Source organism: Streptomyces shaanxiensis (genome assembly GCF_039537145.1).
GTDB lineage: Bacteria > Actinomycetota > Actinomycetes > Streptomycetales > Streptomycetaceae > Streptomyces > Streptomyces shaanxiensis.
In genome coordinates, this window is record NZ_BAAAZY010000016.1 from 1 (window position 1) to 21,260 (window position 21,260).

General features: G+C 71.7%; 14 protein-coding genes and 2 pseudogenes. 8 read left to right on the plus strand and 8 right to left on the minus strand.

Annotated elements, in window-relative coordinates:
• The 3 genes and pseudogenes from ABD932_RS29890 to ABD932_RS29900 form a co-directional block, all read right to left on the minus strand.
• Positions 1 to 215: pseudogene (locus ABD932_RS29890) on the minus strand (LCP family protein); the annotation flags it as partial.
• Between the two features lie 224 nt (positions 216 to 439).
• Positions 440 to 1,582 carry an LCP family protein gene (locus tag ABD932_RS29895; protein WP_486389371.1) on the minus strand — a complete coding sequence of 381 codons (1,143 nt, stop codon included), beginning with the start codon at positions 1,580 to 1,582 and terminating at the stop codon, positions 440 to 442.
• 412 nt (positions 1,583 to 1,994) lie between these two features.
• Positions 1,995 to 2,750, minus strand: a complete 756-nt coding sequence (locus ABD932_RS29900) for a TIGR03089 family protein (protein WP_345017295.1) — start codon at positions 2,748 to 2,750, stop codon at positions 1,995 to 1,997.
• Positions 2,751 to 2,891: 141 nt separating this feature from the next.
• On the opposite strand from ABD932_RS29900, the gene ABD932_RS29905 reads away from it, so the two are divergent.
• Both ABD932_RS29905 and manB read left to right on the plus strand, forming a co-directional pair.
• Complete coding sequence (locus ABD932_RS29905; RefSeq protein WP_345017297.1) at positions 2,892 to 4,424, plus strand: N-acetylmuramoyl-L-alanine amidase; 1,533 nt, start codon at positions 2,892 to 2,894, stop codon at positions 4,422 to 4,424.
• A gap of 228 nt (positions 4,425 to 4,652) precedes the next feature.
• On the plus strand, positions 4,653 to 5,735 hold the full coding sequence (manB, locus tag ABD932_RS29910) for a mannose-1-phosphate guanylyltransferase (protein ID WP_345017298.1): 1,083 nt from the start codon (positions 4,653 to 4,655) through the stop codon (positions 5,733 to 5,735).
• Positions 5,736 to 6,170: 435 nt separating this feature from the next.
• Here manB and ABD932_RS29915 read toward each other — a convergent pair whose 3' ends face one another.
• The 4 genes from ABD932_RS29915 to ABD932_RS29930 all read right to left on the minus strand — a co-directional run bounded on the left by ABD932_RS29915 (position 6,171) and on the right by ABD932_RS29930 (position 10,165).
• On the minus strand, positions 6,171 to 7,172 hold the full coding sequence (locus tag ABD932_RS29915) for a DNA-3-methyladenine glycosylase family protein (protein WP_345017300.1): 1,002 nt from the start codon (positions 7,170 to 7,172) through the stop codon (positions 6,171 to 6,173).
• Between the two features lie 122 nt (positions 7,173 to 7,294).
• Complete coding sequence (locus ABD932_RS29920) at positions 7,295 to 8,611, minus strand: coenzyme F420-0:L-glutamate ligase (protein WP_345017302.1); 1,317 nt, start codon at positions 8,609 to 8,611, stop codon at positions 7,295 to 7,297.
• Complete coding sequence (gene cofD, locus ABD932_RS29925) at positions 8,608 to 9,567, minus strand: 2-phospho-L-lactate transferase (protein WP_345017304.1); 960 nt, start codon at positions 9,565 to 9,567, stop codon at positions 8,608 to 8,610. Before cofD ends, ABD932_RS29920 begins: the two co-directional genes overlap by 4 nt.
• A gap of 91 nt (positions 9,568 to 9,658) precedes the next feature.
• Positions 9,659 to 10,165 (minus strand): cysteine dioxygenase, encoded by a 507-nt coding sequence (locus ABD932_RS29930; RefSeq protein ID WP_345017307.1) that lies wholly within the window; start codon positions 10,163 to 10,165, stop codon positions 9,659 to 9,661.
• Positions 10,166 to 10,813: 648 nt separating this feature from the next.
• Here ABD932_RS29930 and ABD932_RS29935 point away from each other — a divergent pair.
• From ABD932_RS29935 to ABD932_RS29945, 3 genes are all read left to right on the plus strand, one after another.
• A complete protein-coding gene (locus ABD932_RS29935) occupies positions 10,814 to 11,077 on the plus strand; it encodes a WhiB family transcriptional regulator (protein ID WP_003975777.1) in 264 nt (87 codons plus the stop codon).
• A 250-nt stretch (positions 11,078 to 11,327) separates the two neighbouring features.
• Complete coding sequence (locus ABD932_RS29940; RefSeq protein WP_345017310.1) at positions 11,328 to 15,032, plus strand: glycosyltransferase family 2 protein; 3,705 nt, start codon at positions 11,328 to 11,330, stop codon at positions 15,030 to 15,032.
• A complete protein-coding gene (locus ABD932_RS29945; RefSeq protein WP_345017312.1) occupies positions 15,029 to 16,555 on the plus strand; it encodes a DUF5719 family protein in 1,527 nt (508 codons plus the stop codon). Before ABD932_RS29940 ends, ABD932_RS29945 begins: the two co-directional genes overlap by 4 nt.
• A gap of 92 nt (positions 16,556 to 16,647) precedes the next feature.
• Here the strand turns inward: ABD932_RS29945 and ABD932_RS29950 are convergent, their stop codons facing one another.
• The gene (locus ABD932_RS29950; protein WP_250091153.1) at positions 16,648 to 17,097 is read right to left on the minus strand and encodes a metallopeptidase family protein; all 450 of its coding nucleotides are present in this window, start codon (positions 17,095 to 17,097) and stop codon (positions 16,648 to 16,650) included.
• A 343-nt stretch (positions 17,098 to 17,440) separates the two neighbouring features.
• Between ABD932_RS29950 and ABD932_RS29955 the strand changes: the two genes are divergently transcribed.
• The 3 genes and pseudogenes from ABD932_RS29955 (at position 17,441) to ABD932_RS29965 (ending at position 21,107) form a co-directional block, all read left to right on the plus strand.
• Positions 17,441 to 17,818 (plus strand): DUF3499 domain-containing protein, encoded by a 378-nt coding sequence (locus ABD932_RS29955; RefSeq protein ID WP_030053098.1) that lies wholly within the window; start codon positions 17,441 to 17,443, stop codon positions 17,816 to 17,818.
• 193 nt (positions 17,819 to 18,011) lie between these two features.
• A pseudogene (locus ABD932_RS29960) lies at positions 18,012 to 19,629 on the plus strand (L-lactate permease).
• A gap of 113 nt (positions 19,630 to 19,742) precedes the next feature.
• Complete coding sequence (locus tag ABD932_RS29965) at positions 19,743 to 21,107, plus strand: phosphomannomutase/phosphoglucomutase (RefSeq protein WP_345017314.1); 1,365 nt, start codon at positions 19,743 to 19,745, stop codon at positions 21,105 to 21,107.
• Positions 21,108 to 21,260 lie beyond the last annotated feature (153 nt).

Below are 21,260 nucleotides of genomic sequence, written 5' to 3' on the forward strand. Positions count from 1 at the left end.
GCGCCGCCGGCCGCCGCACCGCCCGCGCCCGGGGCGCTCGCGCCGGCGGCGCGCGAGGCGGCGCCGGCCCGGGAGGCGGATCTACGGGGTCCGGGAACCGACGACTGCGGAGCGGAAGGAGTCAGTCGCAGTTCGTATTCACCGGTGCTCGGATTGAGTACCCACTGGTCTGCGGGATCGATGTCGTCCGCCCGCCTACGGCCTTGCGCGTCCACGGTTGTCTGAATCCTCCGTCGGGGCCACGCGGCGCCTACCCCCTCCAAGGCGCTCGGGTCTCGGTCAAACAGTGCGCAAGCCTAACTACGGCCGGGTGCACCGGATCGCTCACACTATCCGGCCAGTTCAGCGTCAAGCCACGACGGTGACAAATTCCACGTCCCTACAACTGGGCAATCCGGCGCATTTCTTTGAATTGAGGTTCGTGGACTTGGTGAGCGCTTTACCCGCAGGCGTTCTCGGCGGCGGTGTTGCCGCGGAAGGTGGGGGGTGGGGGAGTGGGCTCCGTGGAGTCGTCGATCCGCTTGCCACCCGACTTCCCGTCACCGTCATGGGAACTCTTGTACGAGGAATCGCGCGACGACCCGCGTCGCATTCCGGACGAATCCACGACTTCCACCGGGGTGTCGGTGCGCAGCCGCTGGAAGAGCCGCTCGGCGGCGGGCTCCATGAGTTGATCGCGATTGGCGTTGTGGATGTAGGACTCCCGAGGAACGGTGAGGAATTGCACGCGTTCGGTGGGGATGTCGCGCACGCCGCGCACGAGTTCGTACAAACCACGCAAGCTGGCCAGGGCGGGGTCGGTGGTGAGGGAGGACGTGGCGGCGTCGAGGACCGGGTAGAGGCGCACCGGGTTCAGCAGCACGTCGTTGCTCTGCACCTTGTTCACGAGCGCGGCGAGGAATCGCTGCTGGCGCTCCATGCGGTCGGTGTCGCTGCCGTCGCCGAGGGACTTGCGGGCGCGGACGTAGCCGAGGGCCTGTTCGCCGTTGAGGGTCACCTTGCCGGCCGGGAGCCTCAGCTTGGCGGCCTTGTCGTCGATGGGCTCGGTGAGACAGATCTCCACGCCGTCGAGGGCGTCGACCATCTCCTTGAAGCCCTGGAAGTCGACGACCATGTGGTGATCGACACGGACGTCGGTGAGCCGCTCCACGGTACGGACGGTGCAGGCCGAACCGCCCACCTGGAAGGCGTAGTTGAACATCGCGAACATGGGGTCGCTACGGCTGCCGTCGGAACGCCGGCATCCGGGGACGTTCACCATCAGGTCGCGGGGTATCGAGACGGCGGTGGCGCTGCGGCGCCCGGCGGACAGGTGGAGAAGGATGGTGGTGTCGGAGCGCTCGGTACCGGAGTCGCGCCCGTATCGCCGGTTTCCGCTGCCGGCCCTGGTGTCCGACCCGATGAGCAGGATGTTCCGGGCGTCGCCCACGAGCGAGGTGGGACGCTCCTTCTCGTACCGCTCGAGTTCCGCGGCGGCGGCCTCGTCGGCGGTGATGTTGGAGTCGAGCTTGGCGTAGACGGCCCACCCGGCCCCCGCGGCGGCCACCACCACCAGCCCCACCCCCACGGCCCCTCGCCGCACCCATCGGCCGACGAAACCGGAACGTCCGGGGCGTGGGCGCGAGGTGCCGGTCACAGGTGGCTCCACTCCTCAGGGCGTGCTGCTTGCGGTGTGGGCTGCTGTTACGACCATGGCTCGGGTGGGGGGTTGGGGGTGGGTGGTGGTGGGCTGAATGGGTGACGGGGCCGCCGGCGGTCGGGCGGGGAATGGGGCCCACCCACCCGCAGGGGCCGCACCTTCCGACGCCGGACCAGGCATCTTCAGCCCGTCCGGCGTTTGAGGACGAGGCCCTTTAAGGGCCGAAGCGGGGGTCTGGGGGCGGCAGCCCCCAGAAACGGCCCCGGGGTCGAAGGGGCAGAGCCCCTGGAGGACGGGACGGGTGGGGGCGGCGGGGGCGAGAAAAGCAAGGGAGCAAGCCGGTAGGCGCCCGGCGTCACCTCGCCGTCGCCGTCACCCGCTCGCTCTCGATCCGCTTCGCCAACGCCTCCTCACCCAACGCCTCCAGATGCCGGCACAACACCACCGACCCGTCGGTCGCCAACGCCGCGTACAGCCCGGCGTTGAGCCCCTCCCACGTGTCGTACGGCAACGCGGACAGGATCCGCGAACCCGGCCCCGTAAGCCCCAGCCCCGTCGCCTCGGCCCGAGCACGCTCGACAACCTCCGCACCGCTGAACTCCCGACCCGCGACGATCAACGCGGGATCCTCGGGATCGACCGGCGCATACGGCACGAAGCGGTCACCCTGACTCGGAACCTCCACCGCATAGTCGGCGAAGCCCCCCGGCGGCTGCGGAAACCGGCCCCCCAGCGGCCGCAGCGCCAACGCGACCCGCTCCCCCCGGCACGCCCGCGCGGCCTCCAGCGAGTCAGGCCCGCTCACGACCACGTCACCCGCCGCCGGATCCCCGCCCACGTCCGCGATCGCGCCCACGGACGAACACGCCAGCAGCCACACCGCCGTCTGCCAGTGCGCGGGCAGCAGCAACGTGACCCGGTCTCCCGGCCCGGCCCCGAGGTCGCCCTGGAGGAGATTCGCGGTCTTGGCCACCCAATTGGCGAAGGTGGCCACGGACAATTCGACGCGTTCCCCGGTGGCGTCGTCGTAGAAGGTCACCAGGGGACGTCCGGGATCCGCGGCGAGCGCGGAACGCAGCAGGTCGGCAGGGGTGCGATCGGTGGCGTTCACCCGCGCAAGGGTACGCGGACCCGCCCCCGCGCACGCCCGGTCGGCGGTACTCCGCCGCCACCGGTTCGGGCGAACCGTGGACCGACGCCCCGTCAATCCCCAGATGGACAGGTTTGTACGACCATGTCCACCATCGGGAGCATGCGTGGATTCCTTGCTTCCTCGATCGGTGTCACGTGCGCGGCGGCTCTGGCCCTCCCGCTCACCCCACCCGCCGTCGCGGCGACCGCGAGACCGGCGCTCGGCGCGGAAGTGGCCACGAGCGCGCGGACGGTGGCCACGAGCGTGCCGGCGGTGGCCATGAGCGCGCCGGTGGCCACGGCGGACGGATCTGCGGTGCGCCGTACGGACGCCGAGCCGTCCGTGTCCGGCAGCACCCAGTCGCTGCCCCTCGCCCCCCTCACCCATGACCGAACCGTCGACCCATCCACCGAACAGGGCCTGCCCCAACAGGACGTACGGCCCTTCTCCCTAGTCGGCGTCATCTGGGACGACCCGAACGCCGAACTGCACGGCCGTGTCCAGGTCCGCACCCGCGCGGTCGGCACCGGCATCTGGTCCGGCTGGCAGGACGTCGAGACGCACAACGCCGAGCACGCGGCCGACCCCGGCACCGCCGAAGGCACCTCGGCCCGGGTGCGCGGCTCCACGGCGCCGTTGTGGGTCGGGGAGTCGGACGGCGTGGAGGTGCGGGTCACGGCGGCGGTTGCCGAGGGACGGTCGGAGAAGACCCCTCCGGGTGCCGGCGACTCGGCCCCGCCTTCCGACACCGGCGTAGTCTCCCCGCTCCCCGCCGGCCTCCGCCTCGAACTCGTCGATCCCGGCGATCCCGCGCCCGCACCGGAAGACCCCGACGGCACCTCCCGCCCCGGCTCCCTGACGGCCGAGACCGGCGAGACCGCCGAGGCCCTCGGCGCCTCCGGGGCCGCCACCGCCGCCTCCGCCGTCAACGCCGAACTCGCCCCGCTGGGCGCCACCGAGATCCCCGAGCTCGGCCGGGCCGAGACCGAGCGGGAGTTGTTGGCCCTGCGCGGCAGCGAGCTGACGCAGGAGCAGCGGGCGAAGCCGCACATCGGGCCGCGGCCGCGCGTCGTCACTCGGCGTGGCTGGGGCGCGAACGAGAGCTGGCGGGAGAAGCAGTTCACCTACACGAAGAAGGTGAAGGCGGCCTTCGTGCACCACACCGCGACCGGCACCAAGTACTCGTGCTCGCAGGTTCCCTCGCTCATTCGCGGTATCTACCGGTACCACGTCAAGAGCATGGGCTGGCGCGACCTCGGCTACAACTTCCTCGTCGACAAGTGCGGAAACATCTACGAGGGGCGCGCCGGGGGAGCGGCGAAGCCGGTCCTGGGTGCCCACACGCGCGGTTTCAACAGCAACAGCATGGGGATCGCCGTCCTCGGCAGCTACGGCTCCGCCAAGCCGTCCGGCGCGGCGGTGCGGGGCATCGCCCGGCTCACGGCCTGGAAGCTGGGCCTCTTCGGCGTCAATCCGCGCGCCAAGACATACCTGAAGTCCGGCGGTGGCAATCTCTACCGAAAGGGAAAGAACGTACGACTGAACACGATCTCCGGACATCGGGACGGCTTCTCCACGGCGTGCCCCGGACTGCAGCTCTACCGCAAACTCGGCACGGCCCGCGCGGCGGCGGCCCGCTACCAGGGACGCTGAGACGAGGACGGAGTTCACCGCGATGTAGGGATTCGGGGGACCCGCCGGACCACCGTGCGGAAGCATGCTGGTGGACCAGGGGTGGGCCAGGGGTGGGCACACGGGGCAATTGGGGGGCCATGTGGGGGCGTACGCCGCACTGCCGTCGAAGGCGCCGCACAACGGTCTGCATACACTGGCCGGCCGAAAGACAGTTCGGCCGGTCCCGGCAGGAAGCAGAGACGACAGGTGACAGAAGCGATCCTCCTGGTCGGCGGCAAGGGCACTCGGCTGCGTCCGCTCACCGTGCACACGCCGAAGCCCATGGTCCCGGCGGCCGGGGTCCCGTTCCTCACGCACCAGTTGGCGAGAGCGAGAGCGGCGGGCGTCGACCACATCGTCCTGGCGACGTCGTATCTGGCCGAGGTCTTCGAGCCGTACTTCGGCGACGGCTCGGCGCTCGGTCTCCACCTGGAGTACGTCACGGAGGAGGAGCCCCTCGGCACGGGCGGCGCGATCCGCAACGTGGCCTCCCGGCTCCACTCCGCGCCCGACGACCCGGTCCTGATCTTCAACGGGGACATCCTGACCGGCCTGGACATCAAGGCCCTGGTCCGCACACACGAAACGACGGGCGCGGACGTCTCCCTCCACCTCACCAAGGTGACGGACCCGAGGGCGTACGGCCTGGTCCCCACGGACGACACGGGCCGGGTGACGGCATTCCTGGAGAAGCCGCAGACCCCCGAGGAGATCGTCACCGACCAGATCAACGCGGGGGCGTACGTCTTCCGCCGCTCGGTCATCGACACGATCCCCGCGGGCCGCCCGGTCTCGGTGGAACGCGAGACCTTCCCGGACCTCCTCGCGGCCGGAGCCCACCTCCAGGGCATGGTCGACTCGACGTACTGGCTGGACCTCGGCACCCCCGCGGCCTTCGTCCGAGGCTCGGCCGACCTCGTCCTGGGCCGGGCCCCGTCCCCCGCGGTCCCCGGCCGCTGCGGCGACCGCCTGATCCTCCCCACGGCCCGGGTCGCCCCCGACGCCAAGCTGACCGGCGGCACGGTGGTGGGCGAGGGCGCGTTCGTGGCCGAGGGCGCACGCGTCTTCGGCAGCACGATCCTCCCCGGCGCGGTCATCGAACCCGGCGCCATCATCACCGACTCCCTCATCGGCACCCGAGCCCGCGTGGGCGAACGCTCCGTCCTGACGGGCACGGTGATCGGCGACGGCGCGGTGATCGGCGCCGACAACGAACTGAGGGAGGGCGTACGGGTGTGGTGCGACGCACGAATCCCGTCGGGGGCGGTGCGCTTCTCACCGGATCTGTAGGGGGCGACATTTGGGCGAGGGTGACTTCTCGGCGTCGACCCAGGCAATGTCAGCCCGCCCGGCGTTCGAGGCCGGGACCGCACCGTCCCGATCCCCCACCCACCCGCAGGGGGCGACATTTGGGCGAGGGCGACTTCTCGGCGCAGGCCCAGGCAATGTCAGCCCGCCCGGCGTTCGAGGCCGGGACCGCACCGTCCCGAACCCCCACCCACCCGCAGGGGGCGACATTTGGGCGAGGGCGACTTCTCGACGCCGACCCAGGCAATGTCAGCCCGTCCGGTGTTTGAGGACGAGGCCCCTTAAGGGCCGAAGCGGGGTCTGGGGGCGGCAGCCCCCAGAAAAGCCCGGGGTCGAAGGGGCAGAGCCCCTGGAGGACGGGACGGGTAGGGGCGGCGGGGGCGAACCCAGCCAACGGCAACCACACCGCCGCCCCCGTCACAACCGCCCGATATCCCCCCGGGGCATCCGCGGCGCCCGCCGCCCCGGCACCCGCCCACTCAACAGAATCAACCGAGCCGCCCGATGCCGCTGCCCCGCATACGGCTCCAGCAACTCCAGCATCACGGAGTCATCCGCATCCCGATCCCCAGCAAGCGCAAACCCCACAATCCCCGGCAGATGCAGATCCCCCACGGTCACCGCATCCGCCGCCCCATGACTACGCTGCACAACCTCCGCCGACGTCCACGGCCCGATCCCCGGCACGACCTCCAACCGCCCCTGCGCCTCCGCCGGAGGCATCCGCACGGCCTCCTCCATCCGCGCAGCAACCCGCACGGCCCGCAGAATCGTGGACGCCCGCTTGTTGTCGACCCCGGCCCGATGCCACTCCCAGGACGGAATCAGCCGCCAGGTCTCCGCATCCGGCATCACACACATCCGCCCGGGCGCGGGCCCCGGCGCCGGCTCCCCGTACTTCCGTACCAGCAACCGCCACGCCCGATACGCCTCATCGGTCGTGACCTTCTGCTCCAGAACCGACGGAATCAACGACTCCATCACCAGCCCGGTCCGCGTCAGCCGAAGCCCGGGCCGCCGATGCCGAGCCACCGCCACCAGCCGATGCCGCGGCACGAACGCGGACGGATCGTCGGCCGCCCCGAGCAGCTCCGGCAACTGCTCCAGCAGCCACTCGGCCCCCGGCCCCCAGGCCTCCCCCCGCACCTCGGCACCCCGCACGCCGACCCGCAGCGTCCCGGGCCCGGCCGGCGTACGGCAGGCCCGCCACACGGACCCGTCGGGCATCGCCCGGAACGTCGGATCCCCCGGGCCGCGCCGCAAGGGCCCCAGCACCAGCCCGAGATCGAGCGGCCCGTCCGGCACCACCGTCCGCACCTTCCCCACCTCGGCAGCCTGCCGCGGCACACCCGCGGGCACGGCGACATGCCCACCGCGCACGGTCGTACGCGTGGGTCGCGGAGGGAAACGTCCTGCCACGGATGAGGTCCTAGCGGTACGGGATGGAGCGGTCCTACGAGCATAGTTACCGGAAGGGGGCCTACGAGCTCCGCACCACAAGCCCCCAGGAGTCCACGAGCCCACGCACCGCAGGGCGCCTATCAGCGCACCTCAATGAAGCCCCCCGCATCCCGCTCCGCCCGCGGTCTCGGCTCCTCCGCCGGATGACCGACCGCCACCGCCCCCATCGGATCCCACTCCTCCGGCAGCCCCAGCACGTCGCGCACCACACTCCGGCAGAACATCGTCGACGACACCCACGCCGAGCCCAGCCGCTCCCCGGCCAGCGCGACCAGGAAGTTCTGCACCCCGGCACCGGCGGCGACGACGAACATCTCCCGCTCGGCACCGTCCCGCCGCGCGTCCCCGTACGTGTGCGAACCGTCCATCACCAGGCACGGCACCACCAGATACGGCGCCTTCCGCAGTACGTCCCCGCGCCGCACCCGCTTGGCGATGGACTCCTCGCTCTTGCCGTCCCGCCGCAGATCGGCGATCCACGCGTCGCGCATCGCATCCAGCAGCCGCGTCCGCGACTCCTCCGACTCCAGCAGCACGAACCGCCACGGTGTCGTGTGATGCGGCGCCGGCGCCGTGACCGCCGCCGCGACCGCTCGTCGAACGGCCCCGGGGTCCACGGGCTCGTCGGTGAACGCCCGTACCGTACGCCGCTGGGTCACCGCCTCCCGTACCGCCTCCGACGTCCCCAGCCGGAACATGTCGTCACGAGCGCCGCGGACCAAGGCCCGCGCCCCCTCCCCGTGCTCCTCGGCCACCGTGTGCGCCAGCCCGCGCACTACGGCGACGGGCAGGCCGGCGGCCTTGCCCTTCACCAGGTCGCCGGCGGCGGCGAGTTCGTCCGCCGTCGCCACGACGGTCGCGCTGAGCGGGTTGCCGTACGCGTCGGTGCCGCCGCGCAGATCGTCCAGTACGCGCACACCGGCGGCGCCGATCGCCACGTCCGTGAGCCCCGAGCGCCAGGGCCGCCCGAAGGTGTCGGTGACGACGACCCCGACATTGACACCGAGGGCGTCGCGCAGCCCGTCCCGGATCGCCCGCGCGGACGCGTCCGGGTCCTCGGGCAGCAACAGCACGGTCCCGGCGGGGGTGTTGGAGGCGTCGACCCCGGCCGCGGCCATCACCAGCCCCTGCCGGTTCTCGACGATCCGCAGCGCGCCGCGACGCGCCACCACCCGGACCGTCTCCGCGTCGATCGCGGACTCCCGGTCGGCCGCCTCGACGATCCGCCCCTCCGCCTTGGACACGATCTTCGAGGTGACCAGGAGCACATCGCCGTCGACCAGCCCGGGTTCGGCGGTGGCGATCAGCTTCGCGAGGTCGTCGCCCTGCTGGACCTCGGGAATCCCGGAGACGGCCCAGACCCGGTAGCCGTCGCCGGACACATCGCGCGAGCTCAAGCCCCCCGCACCTCCTCCGCCAGCGTCAGCGCCTCCCGGGCCATCTGCGCGGCCGCGTCGATGTCGGTCATCATCAGTGGCACGGCCCGGCAGCGGATCCCTGCCGCCTCGACCGGCTCCACGGAACCCGCGTCCACGGTGTCGACGAGCCAACCGTCGAGGAGCCCGGAGCCGTAGTGCTCGGCGACCGCCGTGGCCGTCGACTCCACGCCGACCGCCGCGAGCACCTTGTCGGCCATCCCGCGCACGGGCGCGTCCCCGACGATGGGGGACAGGCCCACCACCGGCACCCCGGCGTCGGCGATCGCCTCGCGGATGCCGGGCACGGCGAGGATCGTGCCGACCGAGACGACCGGGTTGGACGGCGGGAAGAGGATGACGTCCGCGTCGGCGATGGCCTCCAGGACGCCCGGCGCCGGCTTGGCCTGCTCGGCCCCGACCGGCACGATCGCCTCGGCCGGCACCTGGGCCCGCAGCCGTACCCAGTACTCCTGGAAGTGGACGGCCTTGCGCTCGCCGTCCACCTCGACCGCGACATGCGTCTCGACGCGGTCGTCGGTCATGGGGATGAGACGGACTCCCGGCTTCCACCGGTCGCACAGCGCCTCCGTCACCGCGCTGAGCGGATAACCGGCGCCGATCATCTGCGTCCGCACGATGTGCGTGGCGAAATCCCGGTCGCCGAGCCCGAACCACTCCGGGCCGACGCCGTACGCCGCGAGCTCCTCCTTGAGATGGAAGGTCTCGTCGGCCCTGCCCCAGCCCTGCTCCTCGTTGATGCCGCCGCCCAGCGTGTACATCACCGTGTCGAGGTCCGGGCAGACCTTCAGGCCGAAGAGGTGGATGTCGTCTCCGGTGTTGCCGATGACCGTGATGTCCGCGTCCGGCACGGCTTGCTTCAGACCGCGCAGGAACCGGGCACCACCGATGCCGCCTGCCAGAACCACAATGCGCATGGGAGCCAGTCTTGCAGGCGGGTACGACAACGCGTCAGGCAGTCATCGGACGCGACGAGGTGTCACGGCAGTCATCGGACGCGGTGACGGGTCAGGCACTCACCGGGCGCGGCTCGACACGGGCCTCGCAGGCCCGGGCGGTGTGCATCGGCATCTCGGTCAGACCCGGGTAGTAGACGTGCAGGCTGACCGCCGGCTCCAGCGCGTCGTTCGCCACCTCGTGCACGTAACCCGGCGCGAACACCCGCTGCGCACCCGCCTCCAGCACGCGCGTGCCGCGCTCCGTGTGCTCGGTCAGCGTGCCGTCCAGAACCGTCAGGACACCGGAGGACCGGCCGTGGTCGTGCAGTCCGCTGCCCTGTCCGGGAACCCAGGACAGCAGCCACACCTCGTAGCCGGGGCCCGTGCGCAGCCGGTGGTACCAGCGCGTGGTCGCGTCGTACCGGACGAGGTGCTCCCACTGGGACCGGTCGGCGGCGATGGAACGGGCCAGGCCGACGAACTCGGCGACGGTGGCCGGGTGCTCGCGCGGTGCCTGGAGGAGGTGCGGGACTTCGAGGATGTCGCCGGCGATCTGGAGGTCGCTGTCGCTGTTCATGGGGTGGGGTGGTTCCTCAGTGAAAGAAGGTCAGAGGGAACGAGAGCCGAGGGATGGGTGACTCGGCCTACAGCTGGAGCGGGTACGGCTCAACAGCTGGGACAGCAACAGCTACAGCGAGCGCGGGCAGCACCGTGGGACCCGGCGGTGCGGGTCGAGGTGAGTGCCGAGTTCGCGAGCATGCCCATAAGGACATCGGTTCATGCCTGCACTGTCAACTCGACGCCCGGCGATGTGGCGCATCTTTCACCTCATCCGGTTCATCTTGGTGGCGAAAGGTTTGTTCATGGGGCAGCCGGGACACATGGCGCACAACCGGGCGCACGGCGTCGTTGTGATCCTGTGATCCGACTGTGATCCGGTTCGCTTCTACGCACGCGTGCAACGAGATCGAACTTATGGGCGTCCTTTTCCGTACAGGCTCTGCGTAGGGCCGACGGCCCACCTGGGCCTCATCTGCTTGTCAAGGTTTATGCCGATTTGAACACTTTCCGCTAGGCCTTGGTTCCGCAGAGTGAATAAGGGGCTCAATAGCAGATCTCGGCTTGACTCGCCCGGAGCAGCACACTTGTAATTTCACTCGTGTCGTTCAGCCGGAATCGGTAACGGCAACATCACGGGGACGCGAAAGACAGACGAGGGGCGCACATGACCGAGCTGGTGCAGCAACTGCTGGTCGACGACGCGGACGAGGAACTCGGCTGGCAGGAGCGCGCGCTGTGCGCCCAGACCGACCCCGAGTCCTTCTTCCCCGAGAAGGGCGGCTCCACCCGCGAGGCCAAGAAGGTCTGCCTCGCCTGTGAGGTCCGCTCCGAGTGCCTCGAGTACGCCCTCGCCAACGACGAGCGCTTCGGTATCTGGGGCGGCCTGTCCGAGCGGGAGCGCCGCCGACTGAAGAAGGCCGCTGTCTGAAGCAGGTCGCTGCTGAAGCAGTCGCTGCTGAAGTAGGACGCTGTCCGACGAAACGGATCGACAACCGCACGTACCGGATCGGCAACCGCACGTACATACGTCACGTACGGCCCGTCGCAGGTGGGTTATCCACAGGCGGCGGGCCGTTCTCATGCCCAGCCGATAGTGTGGTCGCTCGTCCGAGACGCACCGCTGTCCCCTGGGGGCACAGGCGTCCACCGCAGTCCATCGAACCGGGGCCCGTACCTCGATGTCCGTGCACAGCCACCCGGCAGCCCATCACGACCCCGCTGCCGCAGCCGCGTTTGACCCGGCCCACACGCCCGAGTTCCCGCGTCATGTGGTGACCGCCGTGCTCGTCGCCCACGACGGCGCGCGCTGGCTGCCCGACGCGCTCGCCGGGCTGCTCGGCCAGGAGCGCCCCGTCCAGTTCGCCGTGGCCGCCGACACCGGCAGCGCGGACCACTCCGCGCAGCTCGTCACCGACGCCCTCGGCGCCGACCGGGTACTGCACCTCGCCCGGCGCACCGGCTTCGGCCAGGCCGTCGAGGAGGCCAACCGCACCGCCCCCCTCCTCACCCCGGACGAGCTGACCTATCTGAAGCGGCCGAGCGGCTGGGACCCCGTCACGCGCACGTGGCGTGACGACGCCTACGACATGCCCGAACTCCCGCACGGGGAGCCGGTGCAGTGGCTGTGGCTCCTGCACGACGACTGCGCCCCCGAACCCGACGCCCTGGCCCAGCTGCTGCGCGTCGTGGAGAACGAGTACGAGCTGGGACGGGACGACGTCGCCGTCGTCGGCCCCAAACTGCGCGGCTGGTACGACCGCCGGCAGCTCCTCGAGGTCGGCGTCACCATCGCCAACTCCGGGCGCCGCTGGACCGGCCTCGACCGTCGCGAACAGGACCAGGGCCAGCACGACCACGTCCGCTCGGTGCTGTCCGTGTCCACCGCCGGCATGCTGGTCCGGCGCGACATCTTCGAACAACTCGGTGGCTTCGACCGGCGACTGCCCCTCATGCGGGACGACGTCGACCTGTGCTGGCGCGCGACCGCCGCCGGCCACCGCGTCCTCGTCGCCCCCGAGGCAGTCGTACGACACGCCGAGGCGGCCTCCCGCGAGCGCCGCGCCGTCGACTGCGTCGGCCGCACCGCCGCCTCCCCGCACAAGGTCGACAAGGCGGGTGCCGTCTACACCCTGCTGGTCAACACGCGTACGGCCGTGCTGCCCTGGGTGCTGCTGCGCCTCGTCCTCGGCACGGTCCTGCGGACCTTGGCCTACCTCGTGGGCAAGGTCCCCGGGCAGGCCCTCGACGAGATCCGCGGCCTCATGGGCACGCTGCTGCGCCCCGAGCGGATCATCGCCGGTCGGCGCAGGCGCGGGAGTCCCGCCATCGACAAGGGGGAGCTGCGGGCGCTGTTCCCGCCGCCCGGCGCGACCGTGCGGGCCACCGTCGAACAGGTCGCGGGCAACCTCGTCGGCCGCTCCGACCCGGAGGTGGCCGCGGGCGCCGGCCGGCACGGCGGCGCGGTCGAGTCCGGACCCGGCGGCGACGACGCGGACTTCCTGGAGATAGAACAGTTCGCGCGCCTCAAGCGCGTCGCCCGCAAGCCCGGCCCGGTGCTCTTCCTGGCGCTGCTGTTCGCCTCGCTGATCGCCTGCCGCGAACTCATCGGCGGCGGCGCCCTCGCGGGCGGCGCGTTGCTGCCCGCCCCGGCCGACTCGGGCGAGCTGTGGTCCCGTTACCTGGACGCCTGGCATCCGGTCGGCGCCGGCGGCACCCCGTCCGCGCCGCCGTATCTCGCGATCGTGGCGATGCTCGCCTCCACCCTGCTGGGCTCGACCGGGCTCGCGGTCACGATCCTGCTGGTCTGCTCGGTGCCGCTGGCCGGGTTCACCGCCTACTTCGCCTCGCGCCCGCTCGTCGAGTCCCGCCTCCTGCGCGCGTGGGCGGCCGTCGTCTACGCCTTCCTGCCCGCCGCCACCGGCGCCCTCGCCGGCGGCCGCATCGGCACCGCCGTACTCGCCGTCCTGCTGCCGCTCATCGCGCGCGCGGGCGTCGCGGCGAGCGGCCTGGCGAACGGCTCCGGCGCGCGCGGCAGTTGGCGCGCGACCTGGGCGTACGCCCTGCTGCTGACGATCACCACGGCCTTCACGCCGATCGTGTGGCCGATCGCGCTGGTCCTCGGACTCGGGCTGCTGGCGGTGCGACGCACCGACATCACCGCGTACGGCCTGCGCTTCCTGGCCCAGTTCGGCGTGCCCCTGCTGGTGCTGGCGCCCTGGTCGCTGTCGCTGCTCCCGTTCGGCTTCTTCCAGGAAGCCGGCCTGGAGTACGGCTCCTCGGCCGCGTCCGCCCTGGACCTGCTCGGTGCCAGCCCGGGCGGGCCCGGCACCGTCAGCGGGCTGATGCTCATCGGCGTCGTGCTGGCCGCGCTGGCCGCCCTGATGCGCTCCGAGCGCCAGTTCGGCATCTGGACCGCCTGGACGGTCGCCTTGGTGGGCCTCGTGTTCGCGGCCCTCTCCAACAGCTCCACCTGGGCCGGCCCCGCGACGCTCGTCTACGGCATCGCTCTCCTGGCCGCCGCGCTGCTCGGCGCCGACGGGGCACGCTCGCGCGTGGCCGAGCAGAGCTTCGGCTGGCGCCAGCCGGTCGCCGCACTGATCGCCTTCGCCGCCGCCGCGGGCCCGCTGCTCGTCGCCGCCGGCTGGATGATCGGTGGCGCCGACGGGCCGCTGGAGCGGCGCGACCCCGTCCAGGTGCCCGCCTTCGTCGCCGAGGACAGCAACAACCGCGACCAGGCCCGCACCCTCGTCCTCGACAGCGAGACCACGACCCAGGTCGGCTACATGCTCGTCCGTGGCTCCGGCGCCCGCCTCGGCGACGCCGAACTCGCCGCCGCCGACGGCGAGAACGCCAAGCTCGACAAGATCGTCGCCAACCTCGTCGCAGGCTCCGGCGCCGACCAGGCAGACCAGCTCGGCGCGTTCGCGGTGCGCTACGTCCTCGTCCACAAGGGCGCACCCCGCGACGTCACGCGCGTGCTGGACGCCACGCCGGGACTGCAGCGGCTGAGCGAGCAGAACGGCAGCGGGCTGTGGCGGGTCGACCGGCAGGTGTCGCGCGCGGCCATCGTCTCCGGATCCGGTTCCGGGGCAGCGTCCGGCTCGGCCGAGCCCCAGCCCGTCGCCGCCGGGCCCGTCGAGATCCACACCACGATTCCGGGCGGCGCCGAAGGCCGTGTCCTGCGCCTCGCCGACAGCGCCGGCGACGGCTGGACGGCCACCCTGGACGGCAGGCCGCTCACGCCGACCACGGTCGACGGCTGGGCCCAGGGCTTCGAACTCCCCTCCGGCGGCGGCAGGCTCGACGTCACCTACGACGACCCGATCGGCCACACCGCCTGGCTGTGGACCCAGGGCTTCCTCGCCCTGGTCCTCGTCGTGATGGCCCTGCCCGGACGTCGCCGTGACGTCGACGACGACCTGCCCGAGGAGGAGGCCGTCCCGGCCGAGGCCATGGCAGGCGAGGGCCGGCGGGCCCGTCGGCTGCGTGCCCAGGCCGAGACCGAAGAGGCCGGTCAGGGAGGGGAGTTCCCGTCTCCTCCGAAGGAGGAGACCGCCGCGGCGATTCCGCAGCAGCAGTCCTATGGCGAGTGGGACACCCCCAGCTATGCGGGCGCCGAGTACGGCAGCTACGGCGGCGAGCAGTACCCGGGCGGTCAGCAGCACCCGGCGGGCGGCGCCTATGACCAGACGTATCAGGCGGATCCGTACCAGGGCGGCCAGTACGACCCGTACGCGTACGGCGGGCAGCCCCAGGCGGGGGCCTACGACACGTCGTACGACGCCTCGTACGACCAGACGTACCAGCAGGGTTACGACCCCACGTACGACCCGGCGCAGCAGCATCCGCACGGCAGTGAGCGTTCCGACGGGAGCCAGCAGTGAACCGCACGACCCTGTCCCTGATCGCCGGTGCCACGGCCCTCGCGGCCATAACCGGGGTCGCGGCGCTCACCACGCCGGACGCGTCCGGGACGAACACCGCCAAGGCGGCCGCCGAGCTGCCCGTGGAGCGGTCGAGCCTGGTGTGTCCGGCACCGAGCACCTCGGACCTCGCGGAGACGACGTACACGTCGTTCACGCCCGTCACGAAGGGGACGGCGAGCGACGGGAAGGCGGAACTGCGGTCCGGGTCGGAGGAGTCGGGCGCCGCGGCGGACGGCAAGGGCGAGAAGGCCGATGCCGGGAACAAGGCCGACGAGGCAGGGAAGGCCGACAAGCCCGTCCTGGCGGCCGAGGAACCGGGTACGCCGGTCATCGAGGACGCGTCAGGGGCGGACTCGCCGGCGCTCATCGGGACCGCCGACGGGAAGTTCGCGCCCGGCTGGACCGTCCAGGAGAGCACGGAGGTCGTGGCGGGCGCGGGACGTGGGCTGCAGGGCGTCAACTGCACCGCGCCGGACACCGAGTTCTGGTTCCCGGGCGCCAGCACGGCGACCGACCGTACGGACTACGTCCATCTGACCAACCCCGACGACTCCGCCGCCGTCGTCGACATCGAGCTGTACGGCAAGGACGGCGCCCTGGAGACCACGGTGGGGGAGGGGATCACGGTTCAGCCGCATTCGGGGGAGCCGATCCTGCTGTCGACGCTCACCGGTGAGAAGCAGGAGAACGTCACCGTGCACGTGAGCGTGCGCAGCGGCCGGGTGGGTGCCTCGGTGCAGGCGCTGGACGACAAGCTCGGCGGGGACTGGCTCGCGGCGTCCGCCGACCCCGCGGGAAGCCTGGTCGTGCCCGGCATTCCGAAGGACGCCAAGGCGGTGCGGCTCGTCGCCTTCACGCCGGGCGACACGGACGCGGATCTCAAGGTGCGGCTCGCCTCGCCGTCCGGGGAGATCACGCCGGCCGGAAACGAGACGCTGCACGTCAAGGCCGGTATGACGAGCGCGGTGGATCTCGGGGACGTCATGCGGGGCGAGGCGGGGTCCCTCGTGCTGACGCCCACGGACCGGGCCGTGCCGGTGGTCGCGGCGGTGCGGGTGGTCCGCGGGGAGGGAGCCAAGCAGGAGACGGCGTTCATCCCGGCGAGCCGGCCGCTCGGCACGCGCGCGACGGTGGTGGACAACAGGGCGAAGGGCACGACGCTGTCCCTCACGGCGCCGTTCCGCGCGGCCGAGGTCAAGGTCACGGCGTCCGCGGGGAGCGAGGGCGGTACGGCGGCGTCGAAGACGTACACGATCAAGTCCGGGACGACACAGGACATCGAGGTGCCGGTACCGAGCGGGTTGAAGGGCACCTATGCGCTGACCGTGGAGACGGTGTCGGGCGGCCCGGTGTACGGCGCCCGGATGCTGGCGGTCACGACAGAGGGCGTGCCGGGCTTCACGGTGCAGACGCTGCCGGACGACCGGGGGATGGTGGCTGTGCCGGAGGCGGACGAGGATCTGTCGGTGCTGCAGAAGTAAGCCTTCTGCGGGCTCGTCGGCACCCCTCGGCGCCGGGCTGCGCCCCCTGCTCGGGGACGGCCACGACGCCGCGCGTGCCTCGGCCGGCGCCGTCAGTCCTCGCCGTAACGCGGATCCACCGTCTCCGGCGTCAGACCCAGCAGCTCGGCCACCTGTTCCACGACCACCTCGTGGACCAGGGCTGCTCGTTCGTCCCGGCCCTTGGTGCGGATCTCCACCGGCCGGCGGTAGATGACGACCCGCGCCGGTCGGCCCTCGCGCGCGGGAATCGTGCCGCCGAGAGGGACCGCCTCGTCGTTCCAGGTGCGGCCGGGACCGTCCAGGCGGGGTACCTCGAGGACCAGGAAATCGAAGTCGGCGAGCTGGGGCCAGCGGCGTTCGAGGCGCTCCACGGAGTCCTGCACCAGGTCGGCGAAGGCGTCGGCGCGGCTCGCGGCGAGGGGAACCTGGGGTGGTGCGATCGGGCCGCGCATGCCCCGCCCGTGGCGATCACGGCGGCGGGGCCCGGGGCCGACGGCACGGGGCGGTACGGGGGTGTCCATCACTGGTGAAGGGTAGTCCTCGCGGCGGGTGCGTGTCCGAGCAGCGTGTGGTGGTCGCGGCCGTGGCCGTCCGCCGCTTCGGGCATGTCGGCAGTTGACCATTCCAGCCAAGTTGGGCTCGATTCCGCTTCTCTCCGAGACCGCCGAGCTCGAGGTGATTGTCGTGGTTTGTAGCGAGTGGTGACCGGTTTTGAACGCGTTCGGGATCTCGGAATCGGGCTTCCGTGCAGGTCAGCGGCGTGGGTCGGAAGGGGCGTGTGGGGTGTTTCACAGCACGACACGGTGGAGTGACCTGGGGGAGAGTCGTCGCGGCCCGCTCAAGAGTGCGGTACCGTCCAACGTCGTGAGCCCTGTACGTCGTTGTTCGCGCACCGCTTGCGGCCGTCCCGCCGTAGCGACGCTGACGTACGTCTACGCCGACTCGACCGCGGTCCTCGGCCCGCTCGCCACCTACGCCGAACCCCACTGCTACGACCTGTGCGCCGAGCACTCCGAGCGCCTCACCGCCCCTCGGGGGTGGGAGGTCGTGCGGCTGCTGGACGGTTCGGCTCCGGCCCGTCCCAGCGGCGATGACCTGGAAGCGCTTGCCAACGCCGTGCGCGAGGCGGCGCGTCCGCAGGAGCGGGCGGCCCAGGCCGGCGGTGGCGGCGGGCGGGGCGCCGATCCGATGGAGGTCGCGCGGCGGGGGCACCTGCGCGTGCTGCGGTCGCCCGACAACTGACCGTCGCTTTCCTCCCCTCCTCCCCCTCCTTTCCCCTCCGGGCCCGTTCTCGTGTGCTCGTTTCGTTGGTTTCCTGTGTGCTCGTTTCGCTGAGTGATGCACGGGCATTGACGCGCGGTTGTCGCGGACACGACCATTCCGTATGCCGGAACGAGAAATCGCTTTCCGCATGGCGGAATCCGGGGAGGTGCCCGTGTACGTCCAGGAACTGGAACCCGTCGCAGGCTCGCTCGGCCTGTCCGCCCTCGTGGCCGCGCTGCCGCTGGTGATCGTCCTCGTCCTGCTCGGCGGGGTCCGGTTGAAGGCACACCTGGCGGGGCTCACGGGGCTTCTGGCGGCCGTTCTGGTCGCCTGGCTCGCGTACGGCATGCCGCTGGACCAGACGCTGTCCGGCGCCGCCCAGGGGGCCGTGTTCGGGCTCTTCCCCATCCTGTGGATCGTCGTCAACGCCCTGTGGGTGTACCGGATGACCGTCCGGACGCGGCATTTCGACATTCTGCGCCGGTCGTTCGGGCGACTGTCCGACGATCCCCGGATCCAGGCGCTCGTCGTCGCCTTCTGCTTCGGAGCCCTGCTGGAGGCCCTCGCCGGGTTCGGAGCGCCGGTCGCCATCTGCTCGGTCATGCTCGTGGCGCTCGGGTTCGAGCCGGTGCGCGCGGCGGTCGTGGCGCTGGTCGCCAACACCGCGCCCGTGGCCTTCGGAGCGATGGGCACACCGGTGGTGACGCTGGCTCAGGTCACCGGGCTGCCGCTGGACGACGTGGCCTCCGTGGTGGGGCGTCAGACGCCGTTGCTGGCCCTGATCGTGCCGCTCGTGCTCGTGGGGCTCGTGGACGGGCTGCGCGGGCTGCGAGAGACCTGGGTGCCCGCCGTGGCGTGCGGGGTCGCCTTCGCCGTCGCCCAGTTCGCCGCCTCCAACTACGTCTCCGCGCAACTCGCCGACATCGGCGCCGCCTTGGCCGGCGCGGGCGCCCTGGTCGCCGTACCGCACGCGCGCGTGCCCGCCGCCGAGGCCGTACGCGCGTCCGTGCTGACCGGCGTGCGCAGCGAGGAGCTGGACGAGGCGGACCCGCCGCGGGAGGTCGTACGCGCCTACGCGCCGTACGCGCTGATCGTGCTGATCTTCTCGGTCGCGCAGATCCCCGTGGTCAAGGACTGGCTGGCCGGGGCGACGCAGACGTACGACTGGCCCTTCCTGAACGTCGCCGGGCCCGACGGGGAGCCGGTCGGCGGCAATGTGTTTCACCTGGCCGATCGTGTCCACCGGCGGCACGCTCGTGCTGCTCGCCGGCGCGTGCACGGCGGTCGTCCTCGGGGTGCACGCGCGCGTGGCCGTCAAGGAATGGGCCGCGACCGTGCACGAGTTGAGGTTCGCCATCCTCACCGTGACGTCCGTGCTGGCCCTCGCGTACGTCATGAACCTCTCCGGGCAGGCCGCCACCATCGGCCACTTCGTGGCGGCGGCCGGCGCCGGGCTCGCCTTCCTGTCGCCGGTGCTGGGCTGGTTCGGGGTGGCCGTGTCCGGGTCGGACACCTCGGCGAACGCGCTGTTCGGCGCGCTGCAGGTGACGGCGGCACGGGAGTCCGGGCTGTCGGCGGAACTCCTGGCCGCCGCCAACAGTTCAGGTGGTGTGCTCGGCAAGATGATCTCGCCGCAGAACCTCACCATCGCCTGCGCGGCCGTGGGGCTCGCGGGCCGGGAGGGGGACCTGCTGCGGCGAGTGCTGCCGTGGAGTCTGGGCCTGCTGCTGGTGATGTGCCTGATCGTGGTCGGCCAGAGTTCACCGGTGCTGGGCTGGATGCTGCCCTGACCTCCGCGCTGACCTGAGGTTACGGCTCGGAGTCCACTCAGCGGGCGCACAGCGCGCTGTCAGTCCGGGCGGGTAGTTTGGGGCGACCGACAGGACTTTCAGGAGGGTTGGCCGTGGCCGCTGATCTGTCACAGCTCGTGAAGGCGTACGACGTGCGCGGGGTCGTCCCCGACCAATGGGACGAGCCGCTGGCCGAGCTCTTCGGCGCCGCCTTCGTGCAGGTGACCGACGCGAGCGCGATCGTGATCGGTCACGACATGCGCCCCTCGTCCCCCGGCCTGTCCCGCGCCTTCGCGCGCGGAGCCGCAGCCCAGGGCGTCGACGTCACCGAGATCGGCCTGTGCTCCACCGACCAGCTGTACTACGCCTCGGGCGCGCTGAACCTGCCGGGCGCGATGTTCACGGCCTCGCACAACCCGGCCCAGTACAACGGCATCAAGATGTGCCGCGCCGGTGCGGCCCCGGTCGGCCAGGACACCGGCCTCGCGCAGATCCGCGAACTGGTCGAGGGCTGGACGGACTCGGGCGCCCCGGCACCGGCCACTCAGGCGGGAACGATCACACAGCGGGACACGTTGGAGGACTACGCGGCCCACCTCCGCTCCCTCGTCGACCTGACCTCCATCCGCCCCCTGAAGGTCGTCGTCGACGCGGGCAACGGCATGGGCGGCCACACGGTCCCGACGGTCTTCGCCGGCCTGCCCCTCACCGTCGTCCCGATGTACTTCGAGCTGGACGGCACCTTCCCGAACCACGAGGCGAACCCCCTGGACCCGGCGAACATCGTCGACCTCCAGAAGCGGGTCCGTGAGGAGTCCGCCGACCTCGGCATCGCCTTCGACGGCGACGCCGACCGCTGCTTCGTCGTCGACGAGCACGGCGACCCGGTCTCCCCCTCCGCCATCACCGCCCTGGTCGCCTCCCGCGAGCTCGCCAAGCACGGCGGCAAGGGCACGATCATCCACAACCTGATCACGTCCTGGTCGGTCCCCGAGGTCGTCGAGGAGAACGGCGGCACCCCGGTCCGCACCCGCGTGGGCCACTCCTTCATCAAGGCCGAGATGGCCAGATCCGGCGCCATCTTCGGCGGCGAGCACTCCGCCCACTACTACTTCAAGGACTTCTGGAACGCCGACACGGGCATGCTGGCCGCCCTCCACGTCCTAGCGGCACTGGGCGGCCAGGAGGGCCCCCTCTCCGGCCTGGTCGCCCAGTACGACCGCTACACCGGCTCCGGCGAGATCAACTCCACCGTCGCCGACCAGGCAGGCCGCCTGGCAGCCATCAAGGCCACGTACGAGGGCCTGGAGGGCGTGGAACTCGACGAACTCGACGGCCTGACCGTCACGTCCGCCGACTGGTGGTTCAACGTCCGCCCGTCCAACACGGAACCGCTGCTGCGCCTGAACGCGGAGGCACGCGACGAGGCGACGATGACCAAGGTGCGCGACGAGGCGTTGGCGATCATCAGGGGCTGAGGCCGCAGACGGCTGCGTTCTCGGCACCGGTCGCGGCAGCTCAGCGGGGTCGGCGTCCGAGGACGGGGAGGCGGCGTCCGGTCCGGCGTGCGAGGACGGGGCCGTGCCATCCCTAGCCCCACCCCCCACCCACAAGGGGCCCGCACCCCTTCG